This window comes from Peribacillus phoenicis (genome assembly GCF_047238085.1).
GTDB lineage: Bacteria > Bacillota > Bacilli > Bacillales > DSM-1321 > Peribacillus.
The window spans coordinates 236,530-251,310 of record NZ_JBDFMF010000001.1; the positions used below are offsets into that span (position 1 = coordinate 236,530).

General features: G+C 37.9%; 12 protein-coding genes. 9 read left to right on the top strand and 3 right to left on the bottom strand.

Going from position 1 to position 14,781, the window contains the following annotated elements; all coding sequences use genetic code 11:
• Positions 1-105 precede the first annotated feature (105 nt).
• Positions 106-1,005 (bottom strand): 3-hydroxyacyl-CoA dehydrogenase, encoded by a 900-nt coding sequence (locus ABC374_RS01160; RefSeq protein ID WP_413015322.1) that lies wholly within the window; start codon positions 1,003-1,005, stop codon positions 106-108.
• Between the two features lie 285 nt (positions 1,006-1,290).
• Here ABC374_RS01160 and ABC374_RS01165 point away from each other — a divergent pair, with 285 nt between their 5' ends.
• Positions 1,291-2,559, top strand: a complete 1,269-nt coding sequence (locus tag ABC374_RS01165; protein WP_413015324.1) for an S-adenosylmethionine decarboxylase related protein — start codon at positions 1,291-1,293, stop codon at positions 2,557-2,559.
• A gap of 558 nt (positions 2,560-3,117) precedes the next feature.
• On the opposite strand, the gene ABC374_RS01170 is transcribed toward ABC374_RS01165, so the two are convergent.
• Positions 3,118-3,258, bottom strand: coding sequence for a hypothetical protein (locus ABC374_RS01170; protein ID WP_350301166.1), 141 nt, complete (start codon positions 3,256-3,258; stop codon positions 3,118-3,120).
• 372 nt (positions 3,259-3,630) lie between these two features.
• Between ABC374_RS01170 and ABC374_RS01175 the strand changes: the two genes are divergently transcribed.
• The 6 genes from ABC374_RS01175 to ABC374_RS01200 all read left to right on the top strand — a co-directional run bounded on the left by ABC374_RS01175 (position 3,631) and on the right by ABC374_RS01200 (position 11,164).
• Positions 3,631-4,821: a glycine C-acetyltransferase gene (locus ABC374_RS01175; protein WP_413015326.1), complete on the top strand. Its 1,191-nt coding sequence runs from the start codon at positions 3,631-3,633 to the stop codon at positions 4,819-4,821.
• A gap of 44 nt (positions 4,822-4,865) precedes the next feature.
• Positions 4,866-5,825, top strand: coding sequence for an L-threonine 3-dehydrogenase (locus tag ABC374_RS01180; protein WP_350301168.1), 960 nt, complete (start codon positions 4,866-4,868; stop codon positions 5,823-5,825).
• A gap of 330 nt (positions 5,826-6,155) precedes the next feature.
• The gene (locus ABC374_RS01185) at positions 6,156-7,550 is read left to right on the top strand and encodes an amino acid permease (protein WP_350301169.1); all 1,395 of its coding nucleotides are present in this window, start codon (positions 6,156-6,158) and stop codon (positions 7,548-7,550) included.
• A 178-nt stretch (positions 7,551-7,728) separates the two neighbouring features.
• Entirely contained in the window at positions 7,729-8,022 is a 294-nt protein-coding gene (locus tag ABC374_RS01190) for an RNA polymerase alpha subunit C-terminal domain-containing protein (protein ID WP_137024044.1), read from the top strand.
• Between the two features lie 96 nt (positions 8,023-8,118).
• Entirely contained in the window at positions 8,119-9,039 is a 921-nt protein-coding gene (coaA, locus tag ABC374_RS01195) for a type I pantothenate kinase (RefSeq protein ID WP_413015329.1), read from the top strand.
• Positions 9,040-9,658: 619 nt separating this feature from the next.
• Complete coding sequence (locus ABC374_RS01200; RefSeq protein ID WP_413015331.1) at positions 9,659-11,164, top strand: malate:quinone oxidoreductase; 1,506 nt, start codon at positions 9,659-9,661, stop codon at positions 11,162-11,164.
• Between the two features lie 319 nt (positions 11,165-11,483).
• Here ABC374_RS01200 and ABC374_RS01205 read toward each other — a convergent pair whose 3' ends face one another.
• Positions 11,484-12,557, bottom strand: coding sequence for a potassium channel family protein (locus ABC374_RS01205; protein WP_413015333.1), 1,074 nt, complete (start codon positions 12,555-12,557; stop codon positions 11,484-11,486).
• 380 nt (positions 12,558-12,937) lie between these two features.
• On the opposite strand from ABC374_RS01205, the gene ABC374_RS01210 reads away from it, so the two are divergent.
• Positions 12,938-13,144, top strand: coding sequence for a hypothetical protein (locus ABC374_RS01210; protein ID WP_413015335.1), 207 nt, complete (start codon positions 12,938-12,940; stop codon positions 13,142-13,144).
• An 83-nt stretch (positions 13,145-13,227) separates the two neighbouring features.
• Positions 13,228-14,565 carry a YjiH family protein gene (locus ABC374_RS01215; RefSeq protein ID WP_413015337.1) on the top strand — a complete coding sequence of 446 codons (1,338 nt, stop codon included), beginning with the start codon at positions 13,228-13,230 and terminating at the stop codon, positions 14,563-14,565.
• The last annotated feature ends 216 nt before the right edge of the window (positions 14,566-14,781 follow it).

Genomic DNA, 14,781 nt, shown 5'->3' on the forward strand with positions numbered 1-14,781 from the left:
ACTTTTTGCGATTTCAGGGTCTTTTTTCGTATGAACGTTATTGAAGGGATAGAAAGTGCGAAATAGTAAAAAACAGAAGGCACCCTCAAGGCACCTTCTGAAACATTAACCTTTTAAAAAGTCTGGCTTTGCGAAATTGGGGTTGGGATATTTATAGAAGCCTTCTCCTGCTTCTCTTCCGATTTTCCCTTTATCGATATACTCTGTTTTCAATAAGTTAGCCAGTTTTTCGATCTCTGGATCACCTGTCGCTTTCGCTTTTGCAAGTGAAATATTATAAGCTGTATTGATTCCTACCACGTCCAATATAGCGAAAGGACCAAGAGGTGCCCCTGTTGCGACCATCCACGTTTTATCGATGGTTTCCGTATCAGCCACTCCTATTAATAAGAGCATTTGGGCAGCATCCAAAAGAGGAACCAATAAGGAATTCAGAATATAGCCTGGCTGCTCTTTATGTAAAGGCAAAGGAACCATTCCAATCGATTTTGCAAAATCAATCACTTCATCGAACACTTCACTATCCGTTCCAGGATGCTTCATGATTTCTGCCGTATTGTTTTTCCAGATTTCATTAGCGAAGTGCAAAGCGAGGAATTTTTTTGGACGGCCTGTCGCTTCGGCGAATTGGCTTGGTAATAATGTAGAAGAGTTCGTGGCGAAAATTGTTTTTTCAGGTGCCACTTTTCCTAACTCTGTGTAAAAATCGGTTTTGATTTGAACCACTTCCGGAATCGCTTCAATCACAAGATCAGCTTCTGCAACTGCCGCAGATAAATCACTGTGGAAAGAAATGCGGGCATAAGCAGTATTAAGATCTTCCTCCGCAGCGCCTATGTCTTCTTTGTAGTAGGGCTTTAAATTAGTGATCCTATCTTTTGCACGTTCCAATGCTTCATCATTGATGTCATATACTGATACGTTAAATCCTTTGAATGCGGTTTGAAATGCAATCTGACTTCCTAAAACGCCGCTGCCGGCAATCGTGATATTCTGGTAATTCATAGTCATTCTCCTTTATTTCTTTGGATATCTATACTTGTTAATTATTTCACTTAGCTTGAAAATAGATGCAGGAATAGCTTAGGATATATATTATTTTCCCTTTAAGGGACCCGATAAACGCATAGTGAAACGTAACACCCCTTCTTAGATGCAGGAGTTTCTTCATCACCTTCCTATCATTTTGGATTGATGATAGCTTGTACGTATTGCTCATTTCATCAGTTGCCCATTGCATTTCATCCGTAACCACATAGTTTATAATAAAAGGTTGGACGAGGTGTAAAAATGGATGATTACCAAAAAGTGATAACCATTCTTGGGAGTGCAGGAGGGGCCGCAAAATCAATACTTTCCATATTGAATAAATCAGCTATTGATAAAAAGGATCCAATCCATCTTTTTATATCCAGTTGTATTATTCACTTAATTGATATTAAACAAAAGGAAGAAAAATATTATCATGAATTATTTCCACAACTAAAAGATCAAATTGTACTGCATCAATTTGATTTAAAAGATACAAAGCGGTTTATTAAGCATCTTGAAAGCACAAAAACATTATGTGTCATTGATCTTTCATGGGGGGATACGGTTGAAATGCTGCAATGCTGCGACGCATTAGGCGTTAATTATGTTAATTCCGCTTTAGAAAACACAATGATCGATGAAAATGAAGAATTATATTATGGGTTTCCTCTAATTGAACGAATCAGGCTTTTTGAAAAGGTTAAAGATCAATTTTCCAATTCTACAGCTATCATTGGGTCGGGAATGAATCCAGGGGTGGTCCAATGGATGGCCATTGAGCTGTTAAAGAGTGATTCAGGGGAACGACCGCTTGGCTGTTACATTGTAGAGCATGACAATTCTTTTTTTAAGGACAAATCGAAGGCAAAGAATGGAGTCATATACACGACCTGGTCTCCCGAGTGCTTTCTGGATGAGGCTATTTCATGCTATCCAATGTTTATGAACCACCATACACCGCTCTTTTTATATGAAAATGTGTATGATGTCGAATTTAAGGTCACTTTAGGGGACAAGCAGTTTTACGGTTGTTTAATGGCTCATGAGGAAGTATATACTTTAGGTAAATTGTATGATATGGAAGGCGGCTTTTTATATAAGATAAATGACCATACAACGGAGTTAATCCGCTCGAAACTGGATGACGCCGATCAATTGTGGAACCATGACATGAAGGTTCTCGATCCGCTTGAAGCCGAACTTGACGGGGAAGATCTAGTTGGTGTCCTTATCGTTTATCAAGATAAGGAGCGTTATATGTATAATACATTAAAGAATCGCGATATCTTTTCCAAATACAAAACCAATGCAACATACTTTCAAGTGGCCTGCGGGATATATGCTTCATTATCGGTGCTGCTAATGGATCAAGTCCCCAAAGGGGTATACTATGTGGATGAGTTATTGTTAAATACCAATAATCATTACGGTCAATATTTGACCTATTATATGACGAGTTTTGTGATTGGGGAAAACAATCATTCAGATGGTCCATTACTTCACAGAATGAAAAAGATGAATCAATAATGTGAATTTTAAGTCGGCATCAATGAAGGGCGCTGGCTTAAATTTTCAACTATATAAAGTTGTGCACAAGGTGGGGGAAAGGAAAAAGGGAAATCCTTATTCTTCAATTTTTCCTTCTGAATGTGCATAACTTTTTTTGTTTTTAGATCTTCTTTTTACGTGAACGTTACGGCAATATCCGGAGCTGATCAGCAGCTCTTTTTTTATTGTTGTAATGGACTTTAGCGTCCAATAGTACAATGTAAAACAGACAAAAAAGAGGATAATTAATCCCATTACAGACTATAGACAATTTCAGTTTTTTCTTTGAAAAAAATTCCAGCTTTATTTAAGAAATTCGCTCCTTTCCGCCGACTGTCTGCCAAGCGTCATCTGGAAGGGGGGGCGCAAATTTCTTCAATTCAGTGAGTTTTCGTCTCGTTAAAACAATTAAAAATCATGGAGTATAACCAAGCATTGTTTTAAAAATATGGTGAAAATCACTTCGGTAAAATCGTGAAGGGATTCTGCAGGAGAGCATTCCGGACTCCCTTTTGTCGACAAACTGAAAGAGGATAATCAATCCCCTTGGTCGTCTTCATTTGTTTGTTCATCAGATTTTTGGACGATTTCTTTTAATTCACCAATGTCACCTTTTGCATTGATAATCTCAAAAATCTCATTTAAGCCTTCTGAGGTTTTTTCATCTTCCGTTTTCACTATACCCCTCCTTAATTAGGTTAATGGTTAAGGTCTCCAAAAAACCAGTAGATAAAACATCGGTTGCCTTGGAAAATTGATGAAATTCTCTTCGCATTTCCATTGATATAAACGCATTTTAGGCGGATGTTGATTGTAAAAACTACAAAAATTCAAATTTTTTTGTCCACGCAATATGGACAACATTAAAATTATCTATTATTATGATTGTTATAACACTTAGTATAAAGGGATTTATGTTAATATAGAGTGTGTTTATGGAAAAGACACGTGTATTTTTGGAAAAAAGGAAAAAAATACAATTTTTTAAATAGGGGTAAAACATATAAAGATCCTGCATTTATTCCAACCATCAATGAGGGGGTATATTAAATGTCAAGTGAAATATTAAATAAATTTTTGAAAGAAAATTTGGAAGATTTAAAAGAAAAGGGACTTTACAACGTTATTGATCCGGTGGAAGGTCCAAACGGTCCGGTAATCACCATTGCAGGCAGAGAGCTTATTAATTTATCATCCAATAATTATTTAGGTTTAGCAACAGATAGACGATTAATAGAGGCTTGCATAGAAGCGACGAAAAGATATGGTGTCGGTGCCGGTGCGGTTCGTACGATCAACGGAACGTTAGACATTCATGTCAAATTAGAAGAAAAGCTTGCCGAGTTCAAACATACAGAAGCAGCCATTGCTTATCAATCTGGATTTAACTGTAATATGGCAGCGATTTCAGGAGTGATGGATAAACACGATGCCATTCTTTCAGATGAACTGAATCATGCTTCAATCATTGATGGTTGCCGATTATCCAAGGCGAAAATTATTCCCTTTATCCATTCCGACATGGACGATTTACGGACAAAAGCACGTCAAGCAAAGGAGTCCGGATTGTATAACAAGATCATGATTATTACCGACGGAGTGTTCTCCATGGATGGGGATATTGTCAAGCTTCCTGAAATTGTGAAGATAGCAGAAGAGTTCGATTTAATCACGTATGTTGATGATGCGCATGGTTCGGGTGTATTAGGTAAGGGTGCAGGAACGGTAAAACATTTTGGATTATCGGATAAAGTGGATTTCCAAATTGGAACATTATCCAAAGCCATTGGTGTTGTTGGAGGCTATGTAGCAGGAAAGAAAGATTTGATTGATTGGTTAAAAGTGAGAAGCCGTCCATTTTTATTTTCAACGGCTGCCACACCGGGAGCAGTTGCAGCTAGTATAGAAGCCATCGATATTTTGATGAATAGCTCAGAACTTCAAAATAAGCTGTGGGAAAACAGCGATTACTTGAAAAAAGGCCTAAAAGAATTAGGATTTGATATCGGGGAGAGCGAAACACCGATTACACCTTGCATTATAGGTGATGAAGCAAAAACACAGCAATTCAGCAAGAGGCTGAATGAAGAAGGTGTGTATGCCAAATCCATCGTATTCCCTACCGTTCCAAAGGGAACAGGAAGAGTGAGGAATATGCCTACGGCTGCTCATACAAAAGAGATGCTGGATCGTGCAATTGCCATTTATGAAAAAGTAGGAAAAGAGATGTCGATCATATAAGAGATTGCTTGTTTCGTAGTTTAAAACATGGGGAGGGATTTTTGATGAAAAAGGTCTTGGTAACGGGGGCTTTAGGTCAAATTGGTTCAGAATTGACGCTGAAAATGAGAGAGATTTATGGAGCTGACAATATCATTGCAACAGATATTCGAAAAACGGACAGCGATGTTGCTCAATCAGGTCCATTTGAGATATTGGATGTTACGGATGAAAAAGCGATGTATAACATGGCAAAAAAACATGAAGTGGATACGATTATACATTTAGCCGCTTTATTGTCGGCAACAGCTGAAAAGAAGCCGCTTTTAGCCTGGCATTTAAACATGGGCGGATTGGTCAATGCTTTGGAATCTGCACGAGAACTTGATTGTCAATTATTTACACCTAGTTCCATTGGAGCGTTTGGTCCAACCACTCCTAAAGATTGGACACCGCAAGACATCATTCAACGACCGAATACGATGTACGGAGTGAATAAAGTATCCGGAGAGTTATTATGTGATTATTATCATCATAAATTTGGGGTTGATACGAGAGGTCTTCGATTCCCGGGACTGATTTCGTATGTCACACCTCCTGGCGGCGGAACTACCGACTATGCAGTTGAAATTTACTATGAAGCGATTAAAAACAAACGATATACTTCTTACATTGATAAGGGAACGTATATGGATATGATGTATATGCCTGACGCTTTAGCAGCCATCATTAATTTAATGGAGGCAGATGCCTCAAAATTAAAACATCGCAATTCTTTCAATGTGTCAGCCATGAGCTTTGATCCGGAGCAAATTGCAGCCGAAATTAAAAAGCATATTCCGGAATTTGTCATGAATTATGAAGTCGATCCTGTAAGACAATCCATTGCAGACAGTTGGCCAAATACAATTGATTCAACTTGTGCGAAGGAAGAGTGGGGATTCAAGGCGGAATATGATTTGGAGAAAATGACGAATGATATGTTGTTAAAGCTGAGATTAAAGTCCCTTTTAGTAACAGCATAATAAACCTGCCAGCCGAATAAAAGAGTTGCAGTACTCTTTTATTCGGGTTACTTTATACAGGGGAATTTTAATGTTTAAGGGGGGAGCTGTTATAAACGATAAAAAGTAAGCGCTTTCTATGAAACCTTGAACAGAATTAAGAAATAACATGAAATTTGATAGTAATCTTTCTAACTGTCAGGAATGCTTAAGAGTGAAGAATGATTTTATGAGGCAGCTTTAAGAAAGATTAAAAAAAGTGGAGCCTGCTATATCATTTCTATACTAAATAGGGAGTGTATTAAGCATCTTGAAAAAATTTCGACTATTAGTAGTGTAGGGGGAAATGGAATGGCAAACAAAGATTTGAATAGGGACTTGAAAGGTCGTCATATTCAGATGATCGCTTTGGGCGGAACGATTGGTGTCGGTTTATTTATGGGTTCAGCCAGCACGATCCAATGGACAGGCCCGTCTGTAATGTTAGCTTATGCGATCTCTGGGCTTTTTATATTCTTGATCATGCGCGCAATGGGGGAAATGTTGTATTTGGAGCCAAGTACAGGTTCATTTGCAACATTTGGTTATAAGTACATTCATCCATTGGCAGGGTATATGACAGCATGGAGTAACTGGTTCCAGTGGGTTATTGTCGGGATGGCAGAAATTATTGCAGTGGGGACGTACATGCAGTATTGGTTCCCTGATCTCCCTGCTTGGATTCCAGGTTTAATCGCAATGGTGATTCTTGGAGCAGCGAACTTAATTTCCGTTAAATCCTTTGGGGAAATTGAATTTTGGTTTGCATTGATTAAAATCGTGACAATCATTTTAATGATCGTTGCAGGATTTGGACTTATCTTCTTTGGAATCGGTAACGGAGGGGAAGCCTTAGGATTATCGAATCTTTGGGAGCATGGCGGTTTATTTACAGGTGGCTGGAAGGGCTTCTTCTTTGCTCTTTCACTGGTGGTTGCCGCTTATCAAGGTGTAGAATTAATTGGGATTACAGCTGGTGAAGCAAAAGATCCTCAAGAAACGATAACGAAAGCGATTCAAAGTACCATTTGGCGTATTTTAATCTTCTATATCGGTGCGATTTTCATTATTGTAACCGTTTACCCTTGGGATCAATTAAGCGCGATTGGCAGTCCATTTGTTGCGACTTTTGCGAAGGTTGGTATCACGGCAGCAGCTGGAATCATTAACTTTGTTGTAATCACGGCTGCTATGTCTGGCTGCAACAGTGGTATTTACAGTGCTGGACGCATGCTTTACACATTAGGGATGAATGGACAAGCACCAAAATTCTTTGCTAAAGTATCTAATAGCGGTGTTCCTTTATTCGGTACGTTCGGAGTGATAGTCGGGTTAGCAATTGGGGTTGTTTTAAGTTATATTGCACCAGAAAATTTATTTGTGCATGTATACAGTGCGAGTGTACTTCCTGGAATGATTCCATGGTTTGTCATTCTGATCAGTCAAATTAAATTCAGGAAAATCAAAAAAGCTGAAATGCACAATCATCCATTCAAGATGCCTTTTGCACCTGTTACAAACTACCTGACCATCGCTTTCTTGGTCATGGTATTGATCGGTATGTGGTTTAATGATGACACACGTATATCACTTATGGTTGGAATAGGTTTTCTTGCTATCGTTGTAATTAGTTATTTCGCTTTTGGAATAGACAAGCGTGTACAAGCCAATGCTCAGGCAGAGGCTCAGGAAGATAAAGTGGGTTAATCTATCATTCACTTTGGGTTTTACAAAGGGTTGCTGCGGCAGCCCTTTTCCAATGAAACCAAAAGGGCAGTTCAGTTTTAACAAGAGATGATAAAATGGAATAAAATGATTGCTTACTTGTGAAGGGTGAACTTTTTATGTTCGGACTTAAAAATCATAAGAAAAGGGGAAGTTGACAATGACAACTTCAAAGAAGAATTTGAGGACTTGCGAAAAGGGACACAAATACTATAAATCCAGCGACTGTCCGACCTGCCCTGTATGTGAGCAGGAACGAAAACCTGACACCGGATTTCTTTCAGTGCTCTCGGCACCAGCCAGACGTGCATTGGAATACAATGGGGTAACCTCTTTACAACAGCTCTCAACATATAGTGAAAAAGAGATTTTGAAATTTCACGGTATGGGACCAGCTTCTTTACCTAAACTTAGGGCTGCTTTGGAGACAGGCGGGTTATCATTCAAAGATTAATCACTTTACGTGGATAAGGGATCAGGAACATCTTTTTTATGGTCATCATCCTTGTTAAACTGATAGTAACTCTAAAAAGTGAGGTAACGAAAAATCATGAGTTCCTATACTCCCTATTTTGAATTCAATCGAGAAAAGTGGGCATCTCTGCGAAACCATACTCCTCTTCCTTTAACAGAAGAAGAATTGGATAACTTAAAAGGAATAAATGAAGAAATATCCATTGTGGAAGTAGAAGAGGTTTATTTGCCCTTGACTCGTTTGATCAATTTACATGTTGAAGCATCTCAGCAGCTTAATACAGCCACCACTTCATTTCTAAAAACTGATGCTAAAAAAGTACCATATATCATTGGAATTGCAGGAAGTGTTGCTGTAGGAAAGAGTACGACAGCAAGGTTGCTTCAGACTTTATTATCTAGATGGGATAATCACAGAAACGTAGGTCTTGTCACTACCGACGGTTTTTTGTACCCAAATGATCTTTTAGAAGAAAAAGGACTCATGAAAAGAAAAGGGTTTCCTGAAAGTTATGATACTCAAAAATTAATTAATCTTATCGGAGATCTAAAAGCAGGAAAAAATAAAGTGGAAGTTCCAATCTACTCACATTTGAAGTATGACATTTTGCCAAATGAAGTGCAGACTATCTGTAATCCGGATATTTTAATCGTGGAAGGTGTTAATGTTCTTCAAGTTGACAAGGAAAACCAAGTATTCGTCAGTGACTTTTTTGATTTCTCACTCTATGTAGATGCAGACGTAAACGACATAGAACGATGGTATGTTGAAAGGTTCCTTTTACTTCAAAAGACCGCATTTCAAAGTCCGGAATCCTATTTTCACCGTTATATTAACTTGTCTAAGGAACAGGCCATTAAACAAGCGACTCAAATTTGGGAAGAAATTAATTTGAAAAATTTAAATGAAAATATACTGCCGACTAAAGGACGGGCAAAACTCGTCTTGAAAAAAGGATCAGAACACAAAGTTGAAAATATCTTTTTGCGAAAATAATAAAATGAATGCAAGGATTGTGTATTAGAATAATATTTTTTTGTAATAGCAATAAAGTAAGGAATTTTATTTATAAGGGACTATGCAATAAGTCTTAAAATTAGCAATATTATCAATGGTCTTACCTTATATTGGTTTAATTATCAGTAATTATTGGTATTGTTATAATATCTAATAATTGGGTGAAATTTATGATACAAGTTAAAAAGGTAGGAGTTTAACATTTTCAGGAAGGTCCTTATTTTTTAGGGAAATGGTTACAGATCCTTCTAATTTCACTTCTGATTTTGTCAATAAATGTGTATTTTCTTCGCTTTTTCCGATGTGTCAATATTATTTCACTAACAGATTTTTCCTTCGATGAGGAGAAGTTGCTGAAAAAATCTTTTAATGCGACTATCGGGGCGGTTAAGTTTAAGCTAATTTCTTCACAAAATCAATATTTTAGCAAAAAAAGTAATAGTAGAATATTTTAATCTATGAAATAATAATAATAGACTATGATATAGTTATAAGGAGACAGAAAAGGTGTGTTCCTTGTTCGTGCCTGGCTTTTTGTGACACCTAAGCAGGAGCGCCTACATCTTTTTTGAAAATATAGGGGATAAGGAAGGTTATAATGAGCAACATACAGAAACAAACAGACGTTATCTTAATTGGCGGCGGAGTCATGAGCGCGACTTTGGGATCATTACTGAAAGAGTTAGCACCGGAATGGGAAATCAAAGTATTTGAGAAGCTTGCAAACGCAGGAGAAGAAAGCTCTAACGAATGGAATAATGCGGGTACGGGTCATTCTGCACTGTGCGAGCTTAACTATACATCCGAAAAATCTGACGGATCTATAGATATAAGCAAAGCAATTAAAATTAATGAACAGTTCCAAGTTTCATTGCAGTTTTGGTCGTATCTTGTAAACTGTAAGTTGATTGATAATCCGCAAGACTTTATCATGCCATTGCCTCATATGAGTATGGTACAAGGGGATAAAAATGTAGCGTTCTTAAAGAAACGTTTTGAAGCGCTGTCAAAAAATCCTCTGTTCCAAGGTATGGAGTTTTCCGATGACCCAGCAAAACTGATGGAATGGATTCCACTTATTATGCAAGACCGTCCATCAAATGATTCTATAGCGGCAACAAAAATTGATTACGGTACAGACGTTAACTTTGGTGCTTTGACACGCATGTTGTTTGACCACTTAAAGACTAAAAACGTCGATATCAAATATAAACATAGTGTTGATAATGTTAAACGGGCTAGCGATGGCACATGGGAATTAAAAGTGCGTAATGTCGATACTGGCAGCGTAGAACGCCATAATGCTAAATTCGTCTTTATCGGAGGCGGGGGCGGAAGCTTGCATCTGCTGCAAAAATCCGGTATTCCTGAAGGGAAGCATATCGGCGGATTCCCAGTTAGCGGATACTTCATGGTATGTAATAATCCGGAAGTTGTTGCGCAGCATCATGGAAAAGTATACGGAAAAGCTAAAGTTGGTGCTCCACCAATGTCTGTTCCGCATCTTGATACACGTTTTATCGACAATAAAAAATCGTTGCTATTTGGACCATTTGCGGGCTTCTCTCCGAAGTTCTTAAAAACAGGTTCAATGTTCGATTTAATAACTTCCGTAAAACCGAATAATGTTTTAACTATGTTGGCCGCAGGCGCAAAAGAGATGCCATTGACAAAATACCTGATCCAGCAAGTTATGTTATCGAAGGAACAGCGCATGGAAGAGTTACGAGAGTTCATCCCGAACGCTAAGAGCGAGGATTGGGAATTAGTAGTAGCTGGCCAACGTGTACAAGTCATCAAGGATACTGCTGAAGGCGGCAAAGGTACACTTCAATTTGGTACGGAAGTTGTCAGTGCATCCGATGGCTCGATTGCAGCATTGCTAGGTGCTTCTCCAGGGGCTTCTACTGCTGTTCATGTTATGCTTGAGGTAATTAATAAATGCTTCCCGCAACGTATGAAAGAGTGGGAACCGAAAATTAAAGAAATGATTCCTTCTTATGGAGAGTCACTAATGGAAAATACAGAGCTTCTGCACGAAGTTCAAACTTCAACATCAGAGACGCTTGGTCTAAGCAAAAAAAAAGAGTTAGTTTATAGTTAATTTTTGGATACTGAAGCAATATTGAAATTAAAAACAACAGAACCTTTAATCTATCATTGATTGAAGGTTCTTTTTTTGTTTTAAAGCCTATTCAATTAAGAATGCTTATTTTTAGGCAAACTCGAAGAAAATTGAGATTATTGCTTGTACAATTTGGACGTTGATTGGAACGTAGGGCAGGCGGTCCGGGAGCCTCCTCGGCTTTTTGCGCCTGCGGGGTCTCCCCTAGACGCGCTTTACACCCGCTCCAATCGACTTATTTTTAACTTTTAGATATAACCCTTTTGTCTACAAACTGAGGGATGCTATTATAGCATCCCTAAAGATTTCTGCTTCTAATGTGTGCATTTGAATTTATTTGGGAAATGGTCTCTTTATCGCAAATAATGAAAAGCTGTGCATCATCAGGAATTCGTGCATCTAATTTTTGGTTTATGTTCAGATCACCACGATCCGCTACCAGTGTGGCTCCTTTGTTAAGAAGATCTATAAACGCATCACGATAGGTTAGCCATTCATCTTGTTTAGGAATCTCATACATAGTTTCCTCATATTTCGTGCTCATAAGTTCTGAATACATGTGGGTGACTCCATGAGAAAATAATGATCGTACTGCTGCGTGGGAAATCATTTCTTGCGTAGGAATAAACTCATCCACCTTTACACGCTCGAATAAACGAATATGCTTTTGATTGATCACCTCGGCTGTGACATGGATGGACGTATTTGTTTTTTCTTCAATGGCCGTTATGGCAGTGGCAACTAATAATGTCTTTCCATCGACAAGTAACGGATCCTTTGTAGCATAATTATCTTGTGTTATTTGGTCAGCAAAAATGATAACGCCTTTTGCTTTAGGCAGATTTGCACGGAGTAATGTTTCTTCATCGGTGGCATCCCCTCGTACATAAAACAGACGCTCCTCCATCATAGGAGCTTTTTCCAAGTTATCAATGATTACAATATCAATGGTTTCATCAGATTTTAAAATTTCTTGGAGTGCTGATTTTGACTTATCACTCCAACCAATCAAAATGATATGATTTTTACCTGTATATTTCATTTTTCCACCAACTTTACGTTTTTCGATAAGATATACAGATTTAATGATTTTTCCAATAAAAAGACTAACAAGCCCAATACCCGTGATGTAAAGACCAATGGTAAATGCTTTTCCAAGATCGGTGACCGGTGCATAGTCCCCAAAACCAACCGTAGCAAGCGTTGTAAGAACCCAGTAAACTGAGGTTAAATATGATTCGAACGTCTGTGGCTCAATAGAAAAAGCAACATACGCAGCAACTAATATGTATAAAATGGCAAATGGTATAAAGATTCTACCTCTTAATTTAATCAGGTAATATATTATTTTTTTTACCTTAATTCTCATCATATCCATCCTAGTTTTCAAGTCATCATCGATTAAATTTATATTTCCCCAATTAAACAATTAAATAAACGTAAGTGTAAAAAAACTATTTTTTACAAGTAGGGAGTAAGAAGCAAAAGAGAACTGTTTAAAATAACGTTCAGGGCTCTTTTTCTTATGCAAAAAAAGGGGCGGATCGTTGAGAATTCCATTGAGTTTCATCTGCCCAAGTTTAATAGACCATACAATCAGTTTAAGTTTCAAAACCAAGCATTTTGCTATTAAATTTCGCTCTAATTTAATATAGATTATAAAATGAACAATAGAAGATGAATTTTTGTAAATAAATTATAAAATAATCATCAAAAAATAAAATTATTATTAGAATTTTCAGTATACAATGAATGTTAAATAACGAGGAGGTCTATCAAAATGAAAGCGGATACAATAAATGGAATAACGACTTTATGAAGGAACAGGATTGCATACAAAAGACAGTACTTCCCATATTAATGAACGACCGGAATATAGCTGAGCACCCAGATGGCGGTGTAAGGCGGGATTGGAAAGCGGCACAAAACTGGAAGTGTTTTGCTTCGAATCCTCAATAAGAGCTGGAAGAGGGTGAAACTCTGGGGAATCCTAACAATGCACGAGGATCGGATATGGGTATTATATAATAGGGGGAATAATTATGGGATCACCAAATGTGGCGACAAATACGAAACAAGAGAAGCCGCAAATTCAATCAACTACTAATATACTGAAGTTTATAGTATATAGTTTAATAGGAAGTTTTATGTTTTTTATTCCTATTACCATAAATGGTGTTTCAAGCATACCAATTGATCATATAGTAACATGGATCAAAGTAACCTTGCCGTCAGCCGTTCCTATTTATGCTCTTATTGTCATTCTATTAGGAGCTGTTTATCCATTTATTTCAAAAAGTTGGAGCAAGGATAAGGTATCAATAGTTTTTTCCTTTTTAAAAGTAATAGGAGCTGTTGTTGCGATCTTAATATATTTCAAGATTGGGCCCGAATGGTTAATGGCCCCAAGTATGGGTCCTTTCCTTTTCGAAAAACTTGTCATACCTGTAGGGCTTGTCGTTCCTTTTGGTGCTCTATTTTTGGCGCTTCTCATTGGATACGGGCTTCTCGAATTTTTGGGTGTACTGATGCAGCCAATCATGAGGCCGATATTTAAAACGCCGGGGCGTTCAGCAGTTGATATGGTCGCCGATTTAGCAGGAAGCTACTCCATTGGTATGCTTATTACGAATCGACTATATAAAGAAGGAAAATACACGCTTAAAGAAGCCGCTATTATTGCAACTGGTTTTTCAACCGTTTCAGCAACGTTCATGATCGTTGTAGCAAAAACTCTCGGGCTTATGGACATATGGTCTCTTTTCTTTTGGGTTTCTTTAGGGATAACATACCTTGTCACTGCCATTACCGTACGTATTTGGCCATTAAATAAAATGAGTGACGATTATTATTCGGATAATGCCGATCCAGAAGAGGTTATCAAAGAAGGACTTCTCAAAAATGCCTGGTATAGTGCGATGGTTGGAGCAAACAATTCCGTAAGTCTTGGCAGAAATTTATGGGATAACTTAAAGGACGGTTTTCTTATGACAATGAGCATTCTGCCGTCCATTTTATCGGTTGGTCTCATTAGCCTTGTATTAGCGGAGTATACTCCAGTATTTAATTTACTTGGCTATCTTTTTTACCCATTTACTTGGGCATTGCAAATACCTGAACCATTTTTGGCTGCAAAAGCTTCAGCTATAGGAATTGCAGAAATGTTCCTGCCGGCGCTTCTCGTAGTAGAAGCACCTCTGGTAACTAAGTTCATTATTGCCGTGGTATCTGTATCATCCATATTGTTCTTTTCAGCGACGATCCCTTGTATCCTATCAACCGAAATCCCAATCAGCATTACGAAGTTGATTGTAATCTGGTTTGAACGGACGCTCATCACGTTAATTATTACTGCACCTATCGCAATATTGCTGCTTTAGTACAAATCAACGAATCTTAATTCGATCACAAATCGAACGGGGAGTTCGTATTAGAAGGTCAACCAGTAAAAATTACTGGTTGACCTTCTTTAATAGAATCTTTTATAGTCAGGAGGCATGGTAGGACGTACGGGTGCGTGGGGCATTTGAAGGCTTGTTGGGACGTAGTATAAATTATTTGGAGCAGCATCACCACAGAAAAGGATTTTGAGTTTA